2 protein-coding genes are annotated in these 18387 nt (G+C 68.2%); one reads left to right on the top strand and one right to left on the bottom strand.

Annotation, left to right across the window (positions count from 1 at the left end):
* The first annotated feature begins 72 nt into the window (after positions 1-72).
* Positions 73-17592, top strand: a complete 17520-nt coding sequence (locus tag AC59JP_RS15500) for an amino acid adenylation domain-containing protein (RefSeq protein ID WP_497326701.1) — start codon at positions 73-75, stop codon at positions 17590-17592.
* Here AC59JP_RS15500 and AC59JP_RS15505 read toward each other — a convergent pair.
* Positions 17589-18380: an enoyl-CoA hydratase/isomerase family protein gene (locus AC59JP_RS15505; protein ID WP_497326702.1), complete on the bottom strand. Its 792-nt coding sequence runs from the start codon at positions 18378-18380 to the stop codon at positions 17589-17591. The genes AC59JP_RS15500 and AC59JP_RS15505 overlap by 4 nt on opposite strands.
* Positions 18381-18387: the final 7 nt, after the last annotated feature.

Genomic DNA, 18387 nt, shown 5'->3' on the forward strand with positions numbered 1-18387 from the left:
TCGGCGTCCTATTTTGTGCCGATTTCAGTACCGTTGGCTTGTGAAACATGCAGTGACCGCGGCTCTCGATCGGTGATCGACCCGTCCGACCACGAGCGTGACTTGGTCGCACTCTCGGCCGCACAGCATTCGCTCTGGTTGGCCCAGCATCTCGCTCCCGATACGGCGTTCACGGTCGCTCTGTATCTCGACATCGCAGGTCTCTCCACGATCGACCATCTTCTCGACGTGTTGCACACTGCGCGGTTCGAGAACGGGCACACCCAGATTCGTCTCGTGGACGTGGGCGGAACCCCCATGATCACCAAGGATGTCGACGCGCCCTACGAGATCGACGTCGTCGACATGAGATCGCTCGAGAACGCCGTCGATCGTGCGCGGAACTGGATGCGTGCCGATTTCGCCACGCCCACAACGCTGTCCAGCGAGCGACTGCTCCACACGGTGCTCCTTCGCCTGCCGGGTGACCGCACGTTTCTGTATCTCCGGGCGCACCACCTGATCCTCGACGGATTCGGCGCGTTCAACCTCATTCGGCGCATCGCCGACATCTACTCCGGGCGGACGACGAAGGGGCACGTTCCGGACCTGGACGACATGGCCGAACTCGCGAGCATCGACGCGAAGTACCGCCGGTCCAACCGGTACGCCGACGACCTTCGCTACTGGCAGGACTGCATCGGCGACGGCATCGGCTCGTCGACGGCCTCGACGCGTCCGGTCGGCGCGCCCGCGCAACCTCGGGCAGTGCGGGTGCCCTGGGAGGGGTCCGCGCTTCCCGACGGTCCCGACGCGGCCGCCTTGATCGCTGCGTTCGCTCTCTACCTGTCGAGAATCACCGATTCGACCGATGTCGTTCTCGGACTGCCGGTCTCGGGACGAACGACGGCTTTCCTGCGGTCGACCGGAGGCACGCTCGCCAATGTTCTTCCGCTGACGGTGCATGCGGCCGACACTGCGTCCGTGTCCGATCTCGTCGACGCGGTACGCCTGCAGATCACCGGGGCGTTGCGGCACCAGAGATTTCAGGACTGGGACCGAATCGTCGACGTGGAGGCACGCACGTTCGGCGTGTTCTTCGGGCCTCTGGTCAACGTGATGCCGTTCGTTGCACCCCTCGATTTCGCCGGTACGCCGGCGCCGGTGGAAATTCTCTCGTCGGGTCCGATTCACGACGTTGCCGTCAACCTCTACCCCGGCACCGATGACGAGCCGCTGCACGTGGACATCCAGTGGAATCCGACTCGGTACGACGAGGCGGAGATCCTGCGCCACGGACGCCGGCTCACCCGAATCATGGATCTCTTCCTGCGCGGCCCCGGTGACACTGCGATCGGGTCGATCGACATCCACGACGACACGGACCGAGCCGACGAGATTCCTCGGCACGGCGGTCCCGCCGCACCGGTGCGCCTGCTCCCCGATCTGCTCACGGACGCCATGACCGACGTGCGATTCGAGACCCGAGTCGCCGACCGTTCCGAGCTCGACCGCTGGTCGAACAGGCTCGCGCACAGACTGATTGCCGACGGCGCCGGACCCGGGTCCGTGGTGGCGATCGCGCTCCCCCGGTCGATCGAGTACGTGGTGACGCTGTGGGCGGTGGCCAAGACGGGTGCCGCCTTCCTGCCCCTCGACCCGGAGCAGCCGGCCGATCGGCTCGCTACCATCCTCGCCGAATGCTCGGTGACGCTGGGGATTTCGGACTCACACGCCCTACCGTCCGAGCGGGTCACGTGGATCGGTCCGGACGTCCCTGGAACCGATCCGTCGAGCGCCGTCGACCACCGGGACCGCCGGGCGCCACTGCGCGAGGACCACCTGGCGTACGTCGTATACACCTCCGGCTCGACGGGCCGGCCGAAAGGTGTTGCCGTCACGCACCGGGGGCTGTCGTCGTTCGTCGACGCGCACCGTGCGCGGTTCTCGGCCGGTCTCGGGAACGCCATTGTTCTGGCCGTGGCCTCCCCGACCTTCGACGCGTCGATCGCCGAGCTTCTCCTCGCGGCTGCGCTCTCGGCCAGGCTGGTCGTCGCTCCGGCCGACAGCTACGCCGGTGAACCCCTTCACCGCCTGATCTCCGACCACGAGGTCACCCACGCCATCCTGACCCCGAGCGTTCTCGGTTCGCTGGAACCCGACGGCCTCGACGCTCTGCGCGCCGTGATGACCGTCGGGGAGCAGTGCCCGCAGATGCTGGTGGACAGGTGGGCCCCCGGCCGCTCGTTCCACAACGACTACGGCCCCACCGAAGCCACCATCTGGGCGACCGGTTCCACTGCTCTCGACGCCGACGCCCCGGTGCACATCGGAACGCCCATCGCCGGAACCACTGCGCACGTCCTCGATTCGCGATTGCGCGACGTACCTGCCGGAGTGCCGGGCGAGCTCTATCTGTCCGGGCCGTCCCTGGCGCGCGGATACGTGGGCCGCGCCGCGGCGACCGCCGAGCGTTTCGTCGCACTCGCAGACGGCGAGCGCATGTACCGCACCGGCGACCGCGTTCGCTGGAGCCTCGACCACCGGCTCGACTATCTCGGCCGCAACGACTTTCAAGTCAAGGTGCGTGGGGCGCGCGTCGAACTCGGGGACATCGACGCGGCGCTGCGGAAACTGGACGGTGTGCGCGACGCCGTTACGGTGGTGCGCGAGCATGGGACCCTCGTCTCGTACGTCAGTGGTGACGACATCGACACCGACGAACTCGGTACCGTTCTGTCTCAGTCTCTTCCGAGCTACATGGTGCCGTCGCGCATCGTCGCGCTGGACGCGCTCCCCACGACGCCGTCGGGCAAAGTGGACCGACGCGCGCTTCCCGAACCGACCTCGGTGTACTCCCGACCGCGCAGTGCGCCCGACACCGACGCCGAAGCGGCCGTCGCGGCGGCATTCTCCGACGTGCTCGGGTCCGACGAGACCATGGGCCGCGACGACGATTTCTTCACGCTCGGCGGCGACAGCATCATGTCGATTCGACTCGTCACTCTGCTCGCCGAACGCGGGTTGCAGGTGTCGGCGCGTGAGATCTTCGAGAACAAGACGGTAGCCCGCATCGCCGCGGTCGCACGACGCGGAGACGCCGACATCGAAACGCTCGACGAACTTCCCGGAGGCGGCGTCGGGCGCATCGACCTCACTCCGATCGTGCGCAGATTGGTCACCCGTGGAGGGTCGTTCGACCGATTCGGTCAATCCATGCTGCTGGGGCTCCCCGCCGGAATCGGCCGGGCGGAGATCGTGGCCACCCTCACCGCCGTCGTGGATCGGCACGACATGCTGCGCGCACGACTGTCGCCCTCCGCCGACGGCTGGGTGCTCGACGCGCAACCACCCGGCTCCGTCGACGTCGAGAACATCCTCGAGGAGATGCCGTCGGAGACCACGTCGGCGGGCGCCGCCATCGACCGCCTTGCCGATTCACTGGACCCGACAACGGGATCCGTTCTGCGTGCCCTGTGGCTGGACACATCCGACGACACACCGGGGCGACTGCTACTCCTCGTCCACCACATCGCCGTCGACGGCGTGTCCTGGCGGATCATCGTGGCCGACCTGATGCGCGCGTGGCAGGACGTGTCGGCGGGCCGCACCCCCGAACTCCCACCCGTGGGCACGTCGATGCGGCGGTGGGCTCACGGGCTCGCCCGGCTGGCCGACACCCCCGCTGTCGCCTCGCAGCGCGACGTCTGGCAGCGGATCCTCGCCGCCGACGATCCCCCACTCGGATCACGAACCCTGGACCCGAGTCGCGACTTCGCGCGCGACACAGGACATGTGGAGCTCGTTCTGGAGCGGGCGGTCACCGATTCGCTCGTCCGGCGGGGTGCATCGCTCTACCACGGTCACGCACACGACACGCTCCTCGGCGCGCTCGCCGTCGCCGTCCGGTCGTGGCGCGCTCGCCGCGGCATCGACGCACCGGCCACCCTGATCGCGATGGAGGGGCACGGCCGCGAGGATTCCGTTCTGCCGGGTGCCGACACCTCTCGGACGGTCGGGTGGTTCACAACGGTTTTCCCGGTTCGTGTCGATCTCACCGACGTCGACGTCGGTGACGCGCTCGACGGAGGATCTGCGGCCGGCGCCGTGCTGCGCGCCGCGAAGGAAAGCATCGCGGAAATACCGGACAACGGAATCGGTTTCGGCATCCTGGAGTCCGCGCAGCCCGCGCAGTTCCCCCAGCGACCACAGATCGCGTTCAACTATCTCGGATGGGTGACGCGCCCCGCCGAATCGGCCTGGGCGCCGGTCGACCGATTCGGCGAGCTGTTCCCGCGGCCCGACGACGACATGCCCGCGGACGCCGTCGTCAGCGTGGACGCCATCGTCGACGACGGGAGTCTGCGAGCCCGGATCGTCTACGCCGGTGACCTTCTCGGACAGGACGAGGCACACGAGTTCACCGAACTCTTCGAGCGCGCCCTTCTCGGATGCGCCGCGTACATCGACTCGGGGCCCGTCGGCGGGCACACCCCGTCGGATTTTCCGCTGATCACGTTGTCGCAGAACGAGGTCGACGAGATCACCGAGCGGTACCCGACGGTGACGGACGTCTGGCCGCTGACCCCGCTGCAGACCGGACTGATGTTCCACTCGTCGGTTGCACAGGACGTCGACCTCTACACCGTCCACTCCGTCGTCGACCTGGTCGGCCCACTGGACCACCGGCGGCTTGGCCGCGCAGCGCAGGCCGTACTCGATCGCCACGAGAACCTGCGAACGGCGTTCGTGGTCACGGCTTCCGGGCAGCCGGTGCAGGTCGTGGTCGGTGCCACTCCCGTTCGATGGGCCGAGGTCGACCTCACCTCGGACGCCGACCCCGAGAACGCATTCGAGCGATTCGTCGACGATCGCCGCGCCGATCGAATCGACATCGGCGACCCGCCCGCCCTCGCGTTCACGCTGGTGACACTGGGCCGGGGCCGTCGACGACTGGTCCTCGCCCAGCATCACGTTCTCCTCGATGGCTGGTCGATGCCGCTCCTCCTCGCCGATCTCCTCGCCTGCTACACGCGAGACGACGCAGCGGCGCCGTCGCCGCGACCCTTCCGCGACTATCTGCAGTGGCTCGCCACCCTCGATTCCGAAGAGTCGCTGCAGGTGTGGCGCAGCGCGCTCGCAGGGATCGAGGAGCCGACGCTCGTCGCTCCCTCGGCTCGCTCGCACCACATCGAGTACGTGTCCGACGAGGTTGCCGCCGATCTCGACGAGGTCACCACCGCCCGCATCGTCTCCGCGGCACGCGGCGTCGGCGTCACCCTGAACACCATGGTCACACTCGCGTGGGGACTCGTCCTCGGTGCCCACACGTCGAGGCGCGACGTCGTGTTCGGCGCGACGGTGTCCGGACGCCCACCCGAACTCGACGGCGTGGGCGCGATGATCGGGTTGTGTATCAACACGATTGCGGCGAGAGTGCGGTGGACTCCCGACGAGAGCGTGGCGTCGGCACTCGTTCGACTCCACCACGAGCAGGCGCGATTGCTCGATCACCATCACGTCGACTTGGCCGTCCTTGCGGCCGGATTGTTCGACACGTCCGTCGCCTTCGAGTCGTATCCCGTCGACCGGGATGCTCTGCTCGCGGAGCGAGACGGGCCCACGGTGGCCGGTGTCGACGTACTCGACTCCACCCACTACCCGCTGAGCCTGGCAGTAACAATCGAACCCGACGGCCGACTCCGGGTGCGCGCGACATACCGTCCCGACCTCTTCGACAGCGTCGGCATCGGACGCATCACGGACCAATTCCTCCGCGTCCTCGATGCCATGGGCCGTGGGCCGCGTGGAGCCATCGCGGACATCGATCTCGCGGGCGACCGCGACCGCCGGCTCGTCGCACGGTGGAACGACACCGTGCACCCGCTGCCGCCCGCCACGCTGCCCGAGCTGTTCCGCGCCGCTGCTGCTCGCACGCCGAACGCGGTGGCGCTGACGTTCCGCGGACAGAGTCTGACGTACGACGAGTTCGCCTCGCGTGTCACAACTCTCGCGGCACGTCTCGCTGCCGCGGGTGTCGGCCCCGAGATGGCCGTGGCGGTGGCCATCCCACGCTCGTTCGAACTGTTCGTCGGTGTCTACGCGGTTCTCGAAGCCGGCGGACACTACGTACCCGTCGATCTCGATCACCCGGCCGAGCGCGTGCACCGAATCCTCGCCGACTCCGGTGCCGCTCTGGGACTCACCGTCGAATCGTCGGCATCGTCGGTTCCACAGTCCGTACCGTGGCTGACGGTGGACGGGACCGTCACCGACGCCGCAGTGCGACCGACGCCCGCACGCCCCGGCCACCTCGCCTACGTGATCTTCACGTCGGGGTCGACCGGTCACCCCAAGGGGGTCGGCGTCACGCACGAGGCCGTGACGAATCAATTGCGTTGGCGCGGTCACCATCTGGAGCTCGGTCCGGACGACACAGTGCTGCACAAGACACCGGTCACGTTCGACGTCTCGGTGTGGGAGCTGTTCCTGCCGTTGCAGGTCGGCGCGCGCATAGTGATTGCGGAACCGGACGCGCACCGAGACGCTGCAGCGCTGGTCGCACTCGTCCGTGCCGAACGGGTCACCGTGGCCCACTTCGTCCCGTCGATGCTCTCGGTCTTCGTCTCCGAACCCGCAGCGTCGTCGTGCACGACACTGCAACACATTCTGGCGTCGGGGGAAGCACTGACTCCAGCGGTCGCGCACCGGGCCGCCGAGCTCACCGGCGCATGCGTCCACAATCTCTACGGCCCCACCGAAGCCGCCATCGACGTGACCTACCACCACGTCGCGGCCCTGGACACCACCGTCGTTCCCATCGGCCGACCGGTCTGGAACACCGAAGCTCACGTCCTCGACGACAGGCTTCGAACCGCCCCGATCAATGTGACCGGCGAGCTCTACCTGGCGGGCGGACAGCTCGCACGTGGGTACGTGGGCCGCAGCGGCCTCACCGCGGAGCGGTTCGTCGCCGCAGCCGACGGGCAGCGGCTCTATCGCACCGGCGACCTGGCCCGGTGGACCGACTCCGGCGAACTGGAGTATCTGGGCCGCAGCGACTTTCAGGTCAAGCTGCGGGGTCAGCGCATCGAACTGGGCGAGATCGACGCCGCCCTGCGTGCGCACCCGGAAGTCGACGACGCGGTGACCGTCGTGCGAGACGAGATGCTGGTCGCCTACGTCACCGGGGTGCGCGGGAACACCCGCGACGTCGCCGACACGGTCGCGCGCCGGGTTCCCCGGTACATGGTTCCCAGCAGGATCGTCGTGCTCGACGCGATGCCGGTGACCGAGTCGGGAAAACTGGACCGCCGCGCATTGCCCAGCCCCGCAACGAACCTGACCGACTACCGTCCACCGAGCACACCCACCGAAGCAGCCGTGGCGAGGGCGTTCGCCCAAGTTCTCGACCTCACCGATCCGGTCGGGCGAGACGACGACTTCTTCGGGCTGGGCGGAAATTCCATCGGCGCAATGCAACTCGCATCTGCGCTGCGCAACTCGCTCGACGTCGATCTGCCCGTACGAGTCGTGTTCGATTCGCCGACCGTGCTGCTGCTCGCCCGCGCAGTGGACGAGAACTCCGACGCACCGACCGGACCGGCACTGGTTCCGATGCCCCGACCGGATCCGATCCCGCTGTCGTTCGCGCAGCAGCGGATGTGGTTCGTCGACCAGTTCGGCGCCGGTGAATCCGTGGCTGTTGGTTCGGGTTACGTGATGCCGATCGTCCTGCGTCTCGACGGAACTCTCGACGCGGCCGCCCTCGACGCGGCGCTGCGAGACGTGGTCGAGCGTCACGAGATCCTCCGCACGATCTACCCCGCCGTCGACGGCGATCCGCGCCAGAAGATTCTGGCGATGGATCAGGTGCAGCTTCAGGTCGAGGTACACGACGGATCGGTCGACGCGGCCGAGTCGTTCGATATCACCAAGCAGATTCCGCTTCGTGCAAACCTCGTCGGCGAGGTGCTTGTTCTTTCCCTGCACCACATCGCTGCCGACGGGTGGTCGATGACACCGCTCATGAGTGATCTCGTCACCGCCTACTCCGCTCGCACCCGCGGTGAACGACCGTCGTTCGCGCCGCTGCCCGTGCAGTACGCCGACTTCGCAGTGTGGCAAACAGAGCGGACGGCCGTCGTCGAGGGCAGCGATCTCGCGTACTGGCGGCAGCGTCTCGCGGGCATGCCCGACGCGTTGGACCTGCCCACCGACCGACCGAGGCCGCTCGAACCGACCGGTCGAAGCGCTCGGGTGCCGTTCACCGTGAACGCCGCGACCACCGCAACACTTCGCGCTGTGGCCGCCGAGCACCGCGCCACCCCGTTCATGCTGCTGCACAGCGTCTTCGCGGCCACGCTGTCGCGGTGGACCGGGAGCGACGACATCGCCGTCGGAACTCCGATCGCCGGGCGCACCGATTCCGCCCTCGACGATCTGGTCGGCATGTTCGTCAACACGCTGGTGCTACGCACGACCGTCGACATCGCCTCGCCGTTCACCGATCTGTTGGGCATCGGACGAGACGAAGCGCTCGAGGCCTACGCGCACTCGGAACTGCCGTTCGAGCGACTCGTCGACGAACTCGACGTCGACCGCACCGCAGCGCGCCACCCACTCGTGCACGTGATGATCGCCTTCCAGAACACTGCTGCCAGGTCGGTGACGATGCCGGGACTGACCGTCACGCCGGAGGAGGTCGGCGGCCCCGCAGCACATTTCGATCTTCTCATCGACATTCGGGACGCCGGTGAGGAACTGACCGCATCCCTGACGTACGCGACCGACCTCTTCGACCGCGTCAGCGCCGAACGACTGGTGGATCACTACCGCAGCATCCTCGGCGCGGTGGCGAAGAATCCCGCGGTGGTCGTCGGCGACATTCCGCTCGCAGGAGTGCCCGCCGTACCCGATGGCGAAGCTCCGACCGAACCGCTGACGTTGCGCGCCATGCTTGCCGACGTGGTGAACGCCGCTCCCACCGCACCCGCGATCGTGTACGAGGACGTCACCGTGCCCTACGCCGAGTTGGACGAACGGTCCGACGTCCTCGCCCGACTGCTGACAGAGCAGGGAGCGGGGCCGGACGAGATCGTGGCCCTTGCGCTACCGCGGTCGATCGACCTCGTCGTCGCGCTCTGGGCTGTCACCAAGTCCGGTGCCGCGTTCCTGCCCCTCGACCCCACACACCCCACCGAGCGGTTGCGCCACATCCTGACCGAATCGTCTGCGCTGCTGGGGATCACCGACTCCGCGCACCTGAACGCGCTACCACCGCATCGGTGGATCGACGTCGCCGCCGTTCCCGAAGACCCGCTCCGCGACTGCCCACTCCCGGAACAGTCGGTCGATCACCTCGCCTACGTGATCTACACGTCGGGTTCGACGGGCGTCCCCAAAGGCGTTGCCGTCACCCATCGAGGCCTGCACAACAACCTCGTCGACCACCGCGCACGCCTGGGTCACGGTGACAACGCCCGCATTCTGGCGGTCTCGTCCCCCACGTTCGACGCGTGCGTGGGAGAGCTGCTGATCGCGCTGGCTCTGCAGGCGCCGTTGATCGTGGCGCCTCCCAGCGTCTTCGGCGGTGACGCGCTGGCTGCGTTGATCGCGCAGCACCACGTCACCCACGCCATGCTGACGCCCAGCGCCCTGAACACCCTGGACCCGAAGTCGGACAACGACCTTCGGGTCGTTCTCAGCGTCGGTGAGGCGTGCCCACCCGACCTGGTCGCTGCCTGGTCGCGGACGCACGCGATGTTCAACGAGTACGGTCCGAGCGAAACCACCATCTGGGCCACCTCCGCTGGGCCTATGCAGCCGGGCGGCACCGTCACGATCGGCCGGCCACTCCGCGGCATCCGGACACACGCTCTCGATGCTCGGTTGGTGCCCGTACCGGTCGGGGTGACCGGCGAGCTCTACCTCGCCGGCGACCAACTGGCCCGCGGATACATCGGCCGATCCGGCGCTACCGCAGCACGATTCGTCGCAGCTCCGGGCGGATCGCGCATGTACCGCACCGGCGACCTCGTCCGGTGGACCAACGACAACACCCTTCTGTACCTGGGCCGCAGCGACTTCCAGGTCAAAGTGCGCGGCCTGCGCATCGAGCTCGGCGAAATCGACAGCGCGCTGCGCCGAGACCCGGCCGTGCAGCAGGCGGTCACGGCGGTGGTGGACGAGCAGCTCGTCTCCTACGTCGTCGGAACCAACGTGGACAGTGAGCGTCTCGCCACCTCGCTCGGCGCAGTGCTTCCCCGCTACATGGTTCCGACCCGCATCGTCGAACTGTCGGCCCTGCCGACGACCACGTCCGGGAAGGTGGACCGCCGCGCACTCCCGGCTCCCCTACCGATGACCTCGGAGTTCCGGGCCCCGAGCACCGACACCGAACGAATCGTCGCCGACTGTATCGCCGAAATCGTCGGCAGCACGCAGATCGGACTCGACGACGACTTCTTCCAGCTCGGCGGAAACTCCCTCAGCGCAACCAGACTGGCCGCGAGACTCACCGCCGCGACGTCGACGGCCGTCCCGGTCAGAACCGTGTTCGACGCACCTCGCGTCGTCGATCTGGCTCGGGCCGTGGACGCGATGACCGGGTCGACGACGCGAATCGCCCTGACGTCCGGGCAGCGCCCCGACCCTGTTCCGCTGTCGTTCAGCCAGGAGCGCATGTGGTTCCTGAATCGGTTCGACCGCAGCGGCGGCGCCTACGTGATTCCTCTCGCGCTGCGGCTGACCGGCGAACTCGACACCGACGCACTCGATCTCGCGCTTCACGACGTCGTGACGCGGCACGAGGTGCTGCGCACGGTCTATCCGGAGTCGGACGACGGGGTTCGGCAACTGGTCCGAACGGCCGAGGACGTCCCGCGCACGATTCGACGCGTCGGGCAGGATCCGCGCGAGGTGATCCGTGAGCTCACGGCGGATCCCTTCGACGTCCGCTCGGACGCTCCGATCCGGACCGCAATCGTAGAAATCGATGCCACGCAGCATGTTCTGGTGGTCGTGCTCCATCACATCGCCGCCGACGGATGGTCGTTGGCGCCGTTGACCCGAGATGTCGTCGCTGCCTACGATGCGCGCCGCACCGGCACCGGATCCGCCCCGGCACCGCTCCCGGTCCAGTACGCAGATTTCGCGGTGTGGCAGCGCACGACTCTCGGCGACCCGGCCGACCAGCACTCCGTTCTCGGCTCGCAACTGTCCTACTGGCGAGACCGACTCGCCGGTCTCGAGCCCGATCTCGACCTGCCCACGGACCGCCCCCGCCCGGCCGCACCGTCGTTCGCCGGTGACCGCGTCCGTCTCGACATCGACCTCGACACCGCATCGGCCCTGCGGGATCTGGCCGCGGAACACCAGGCGACGCTGTTCATGGTGGTGCGTGCGGCCTTCGCGCTGGCGCTCTCGCGCTGGTCGGGTACCACCGACATCGTCGTCGGAACGGCCGTGGCGGGCCGCACCGCGCCGGAGCTGGACGACCTGGTCGGAATGTTCGTCAACACCGTGGTCCTCCGCACCACGATCGACGACGCGACGTCGTTCGAGACCATGCTGTCCGACGCTCGCGCCGACACCCTGAGCGCGTTCGAGCACGCGGACCTTCCTTTCGAGGTGCTCGTCGACGCGCTCGACATCCGCCGGGACACCGCGCGCCACCCCCTCGTGCAGGTCATGATCGCGTTTCAGAACACCACCGAAGCACGTCTCGACGTCGCCGGACTGGGCGTCGAGCCCATCGACGCCGGCAGCGCGGCAGCGGTGTTCGACCTCGTCCTCGACGTCGTCGATCGGCCGTCGGGCGCACTCGAGGCGTCCGTGACCTACGCCAGGGACCTGTTCGACCGCGGCAGCATCGAACGGTTCACGACGATGCTGGGCCGTGTCCTGACGGCCGTGGCGCAGAAACCGTACATCCCGGCGTACGACATCGACGTGATGACGCCGGCAGAACGCGCCGATCTCCTCGGGCGGAGTGGAGGCGCGTCGAGAGCGCCGAAGACGCTGCGCGACATCCTCTCCGACGCGGCCCGGGCCACTCCTTCGGGACTCGCCGTCGTCACGGCCGACGTAACCCTCACCTACGCAGAGCTCGACACCCGGTCCGACGGCCTCGCGCGCGCACTGGTTCGACGCGGCGCCGGCCCCGAGACCGTGGTGGCCGTGGCGCTCCCGCGATCCGTCGACTACGTCGTCGCCCTGTGGGCGGTGACGAAGACCGGTGCTGCGTTCGTGCCTCTCGACCCCACCCATCCGGCCGAGCGGATACAGCACATCCTCACCGAAACCGGTGCTGTCCTGGGTGTCTCGACGGCCGACGCCGTTCTGCCGAGTATCGAGTGGATACGTCCGGATGCATCCGACACGACGGGAACCGTGGCAGGAACGGTCCACGTCGACCAGCTCGCGTACGTCGTCTACACCTCCGGGTCGACCGGGACGCCCAAGGGCGTCGCCGTCACCCATCGAGGCCTCCACAACACGGTCACCGATCTCCGCGCACGCCTCCCTCGAGGCGACGACGCCCGCGTGCTCGCCGTGGCCTCGCCGACGTTCGACGCGTCGATCGGGGAGCTTCTGATGGCCGTCGCCCTAGCGGCGCCGCTCGTCATCGCACCACCGATGGTGTTCGCCGCCGGCGCGCTCGCACAGCTTCTGCACGACCATGCGGTCACCCACGCCATGCTCACACCGCGCGCACTCGAAACACTCGATCCTGCTGCGCACGAGGGGCTTCGGGTGGTTCTGAGCGTCGGCGAGGAATGCCCTCCGGAACTGGCAGAGGCCTGGGCGCCGGGGCGTGCGCTCTTCAACGAGTACGGGCCCAGCGAGACCACGATCTGGGGATCCTCGGCCGGACCACTCGATCCGGCGGCCTCGATCACCATCGGCCGACCGGTGCGCGGTCTGCACGCGTGGGTGCTCGATCGGCGTCTCGAGCCCGTGCCTGTCGGGGTGACCGGCGAGTTGTACCTCTCGGGCGACCAACTCGCCCGCGGGTACATCGGCGCCGCGGCGCAGACCGCCGGTCGGTTCGTCGCAACGCCGTCCTTCGCCCCGGCCGGCACCCGCATGTACAGAACGGGCGACCTGGTGCGGTGGACCGACGACGGCACCCTGAAGTATTTGGGGCGCAGCGATTTCCAGGTCAAGCTCCGCGGCCTGCGTATCGAGCTCGGCGAGATCGACAGCGTCCTGCGCTCGGACGCGTCGGTTCGGCGGTCCGTCACCGTGGTCCGAGACGATCGCTTGGTCTCCTACGTCGTCGGACACGACATCGACACCGATCACCTGACCTCCCGGGCGGCGGCGCGACTTCCGCGCTACATGGTGCCCGCACAGATCGTCGTGCTAGACGATCTCCCGACCACCACGTCGGGCAAGCTCGACCGCCGAGCGCTACCCACCCCGAGCACACCGGCCACCCGGTTCCGTGCGCCGGTCTCGCCGACGGAGAAGGCCGTCGCCACGGCGATCGCCGATGTCCTGTCACTGGACGGGGACCGAATCGGTCTGCACGACAACTTCTTCGCTCTGGGCGGCAACTCCCTGTCGGCGACGCAGGTGGCGTCGCGACTGGCCGCGACGCAGGGGGTCGAGGTGCCGTTGCGGGCACTCTTCGACGCAGCCGACGTGGCCGAGCTCGCCGCGATCCTCGACAACAGCCCATCGGCTGGTCGGACTGCGCCGGCCCCGTCGAGTCGGCCGGAGCACCCGCCACTGTCGTTCGCCCAGCAGCGCATGTGGTTCGTGAACCGATTCGACCGCGGCGCATCGGGTTACACCGTTCCCCTCGCACTGAGACTGGTCGGCGATCTCGACATCGAGGTCCTCGGAGCCGCCATCGGTGACACCGTCGCTCGTCACGAAGTGCTCAGGACGGTCTACCCCGATCGATCCGGTGAGCCCTACCAGAAGGTTCTGGAACCGCCAGTGGTGCAGATGTCCCCGGTGCCGGTCACTCCCGATACCGTCGGCGCCGAAGTCGAGACATTCGTCGGCGCCGCACTCGATGTCACCACCGACAGCCCGCTGCGCGCGACCGTCCTGGCCCTCGGCCCAGACGATCACGTACTGGTGATCGCGGTTCACCACATTGCCGCCGACGGCTGGTCGATGTCACCGTTGGCCCGCGATCTGCTCGAGTGCTACCGCGCACGCATCACCGGCACCGCGCCCGATCTCGAGCCACTTCCGCTGCAGTACATCGACTTCGCGCTGTGGCAGAGGCGCGTCCTCGGTGACCGGAACGACCCGAGCTCACGTGCCGCGCGTGACCTCGACTATTGGACCACCCGTCTGGCCGACCTTCCCCTCGCCATGGACCTCCCGACGATCCGTCCTCGCACCGACCGGCCGTCGCACCGCAGTGGGCGCGTACCGGTGACGGTGGGCGCCGACCTCACGTCCGCACTCCGCCGGCTCGCCGCACGGTCCGACGCCACACTGTTCATGGTCGTCCACGCCGCTCTGGCCGTCACCCTCGCGCGGTGGTCGGCGAGTACGGACGTGGTGGTCGGCACGCCCACGGCCGGTCGGAGCGACCCCGCTCTCGACAACCTCGTGGGAATGTTCGTCGGCACGGTGGTACTGCGCACCACTGTCGATGTCGCGGAACCGTTCTCGGCCCTTCTGGACCGGTCGCGCCGGGCCACACTCGACGATCTCGCCCACGCGGACGTGCCGTTCGAGCACATCGTCGACGCGCTCGACCCGGTACGCAGCGCCGCCCATCACCCGTTGTTCCAGGTGATGCTGGCGTTCCAGAACTTCGACATGCCCGAACTGCAACTTCCGGGGCTCACGGTGACGCCGATCGACGCCGACACGGGTTCGACACGGTTCGACCTCACCCTCGATCTGGCCGAACGCGACGCAGCGCTCGGCGGTGCGCTGACCTACGCCGCCGATCTGTTCGACCGCGACACGATCGAACGCCTGGCGGGTCACCTGATCTCGGTTCTCGCCAGCATTGCGGCACAACCGGATCGCGTGGTGGGCGACATCGAGCTCGTCACGGGCGCCGAGCGTGCGTCGCTCCTGAACCGGACCGGTGGGCCCCCCGAGCCACCCGAGACCCTCCCGAAGATTCTCACCGACATCGCGGCGCAAAGCCCCGATACCGTCGCCGTCGTCGACGGTGATCGCACACTCACCTATGCCGAACTCGATGCGCGATCGAACCGGCTGGCGCGCGCGCTGATTCGCGCCGGCGCCGGTCCCGACGTCGTCGTCGCAACCGCCATGACGCGCTCCCTGGAGTACATCCTCGCGGTATGGTCCATCAGCAAAGCCGGTGCCGCCTTGCTGCCACTCGATCCGGGCCTCCCCGAAGCCCGCCTCGACCTCGTGCTCGACGAGTCGTCTGCGCTGCTGGGCTTGACGGTCGACGCCCTCAGGCCGGACGAGGGCGACTTCTGGTGGAGTCTCGACGACCCGGACGTCGTTCGCCGACTCGGTGAGATGACCGACGGTCCGATCTCTGCCGACGAGCCGGCCGCGCCGCTGCATCCGGCTCACCTCGCCTACGTGCTCTACACGTCCGGCTCGACGGGACGGCCCAAAGGTGTTGCCGTCAGCCACATCGGCCTGACGACCGCGATCTCGTTCCACCGCGCACGCTGGACCCGGCCCGCCGAGCCGCGGGTGGTGGCCGCCTGCGCCACGACCTTCGACTCCAGTATCGGCGAGATGATCGTCGCCCTCGGACTGCGTGGGACACTCGTGATCGCACCGCCGACGGTGTTCGGCGGGCACGAACTGAATGCTCTTCTTCGCGAGCAGTCGATCACGCACATGGTCATCACCCCGCGCGCCCTGGACACGGTCGACCCGACCGGCCTCGACGACCTCGAGGTCGTCATCAGTGCCGGTGAAGCCGTCCCACCCGAGGTGGTGTCCCGGTGGGCTCCGAACCGGTTGCTGTTCAACGACTACGGCCCCACAGAGACGACGGTGTGGGGGAGCGTGTCCGCGCCCTTGCACCCCGACGAGCGCGTCACCATCGGCACGCCGGTGGGGGGACTGCGAGCCATGGTGCTCGATTCGCGTCTCGAACCCGTCCCCGTCGACGTCGTCGGTGAGCTTTACCTCTCCGGACCTCAACTCGCGCGCGGGTATGCCCATCGATCCGCCTTGACAGCCGAACGGTTCGTCGCCGCGGTGCACGGTGACCCCGGTATGCGGATGTACCGGACCGGAGACCTCGTTCGGTGGGACACGCACGGCAACCTGATCTACCTGGGTCGCAGTGACTTCCAGGTCAAGATTCGCGGGCAACGTATCGAGCTCGGAGAGATCGACGCCGTTCTCGCCGCCCATAGCGGGGTGACCAAGGCCGCGACGATCGTCCATCACGACAGCGCCGGTGATCGGCTCGTGTCCTACGTGACGCCGTCTGCCCCGGACGCTCTCGACACCTTCGCTCTCGCCGGTGCAGCCCGAGAATCACTGCCGCAGTTCATGGTCCCTGCCCAGATCATCGTCTTGGACGAACTGCCGTTGACCACGTCGGGCAAACTCGATCGGCATCGTCTTCCCGCGCCGACGGCGACCACCGCGCCGTTCCGCGCACCGGTGACGGCCGACGAGCGCGCCGTTGCCGATGCCGTGGCCGACGTCCTCGGTCTCGATCGAGCATCGATCGGGCTCGACGACGACTTCTTCGCGCTCGGCGGAAATTCGCTCGCCGCAACACGACTGGCTGCCCAGATCCGCGAATCGACGGCAGCGGACGTCCCGCTCCGCGCGATCTTCACACGAGGCTCCGTCGAGCAGCTGGCCGCGGAGCTCACCACGTCCGACTCACGATGGCCGACCGTCACACCGCTCACCAGCGTCGGCACCGGGACCCCGGTGTTCTGCATTCATCCACTGCTCGGACTTGCCTGGCCCTACATCGACTTCGCCGGTCGGATCGGCGACGAACGCACGGTCTTCGGTGTGCACTCGCCGGCTCTGACCGATGTCGACTTCGAACCACACACGATGCGCGAGTTGACCTCTCGGTACATCGGGGAGATCCGCGCGGTGCACCCGGACGGGCCGTTCCACCTGGTCGGGTGGTCCGTGGGCGGCATTCTCGCGCACGCGATCGCCGAGCACCTGGCGGCCGACGGGTTGCCCGACGATGTTGCGTCACTGACCCTCGTCGACCCGGTCCACAGCATCACCCCCGGCGACGACATCAAGACGCACCAGTTCGAGACGCTGTTCGGTATGCCCGCGACCCCCGAGACCATCGACGGCATCGACACCCTCCCGATCGAACGCGTACGCGAACTCTGGAGCTCGATGGGCGGCGACGTGCTGCCGTTGGCGGTCGAACAGACCGTTCGTGTCACCCGAGCGATGGTGCGCGTCTACCGACTGGCCGACGCGTACGTCCCCCGCCCCTGGGCCGGACCCGTCCTCTTCGTCGACTCCGAGAACACCACCGCGAAATTCGGTCCCGTCTCGGACTTCTGGGCGCCGTACTGCACCGGGCCGACGTCCGTCACCTCCGTGACAGCGCCGCACGGCGAACTCATGACGCCGGCGGCGGTCGACGAGATGGCGCCCGCCGTACGCCGATGGATCAGCGAACGGGACCGCTAGCGGCCCGTGTACGTGGCCTTGCCCGGCCCCACCTCGAGGAAACTCTGCACGGCGCCCTTGAGGTCCTCGGTCTCGAAGAGCGCGCCGGACACCGCGGAGGTGATCGAATCGGCATGTCGCACACCGCCCGAGCGCCACGCGCCGATGATCTCCTTGGTCGCGGCGTGCGCCTTCGTCGGACCGTCGGCGAGACGCGTGGCCAGCGCACGTGCGGCGGTGTCGACGTCCTCGTGGATCTGGTTGACGACGCCCCACTCGAGCATCGTCGCCGCGTCGTACAGGTCGCCCGTCATGACGAACTCGCGCGCCCGCCCGGACCCGGCACGCTCGGCCATGCGCTGCGGTCCGCCCATCGAAGGAGTGAGTCCCACAACGGTTTCCACGAGCCCGAACTTCGCCTTCGGTGCGGCCAGGATGATGTCGCACGCCAAGGCGATCTCGAGCGCCGCGGTCAAGGTGAGCCCGTGCGCGGCGTAGACGACCGGGCAGGGCAGGTCTTCGAGGGGGTGGGCGATCTGGGCGAACATGTCTTCCCAGAGCGCGGTGCCCTCGGCCTCGGTGAGGCCGTCGAAGACGTGGACGTCGACGCCGCCGGAGACCACCTTGCCCTCGGCCCGCAGGAGCACGGCGCGGGGCGGATCCGCGGTGAGCGACGCGATGTTGTCGATCACCGAGTCGAACATGGCCTGGTCGAACAGGTTCAGGCCACCGTCGGCGAAAGTCAGGATGGCGACTTCGGCGCCGGCGTCGGTGGTGATGCGTTCGAGTCGGGTGGGTTGCAGCGTCATGTCGATC

It is taken from the genome of Rhodococcus sp. 320_ES, assembly GCF_059691855.1.

Excerpts from the sequence above, each read along its gene's own strand:
- AC59JP_RS15505 (WP_497326702.1), bottom strand. The coding sequence starts at position 18,380 with ATGACGCTGCAACCCACCCGACTCGAACGCATCACCACCGACGCCGGC.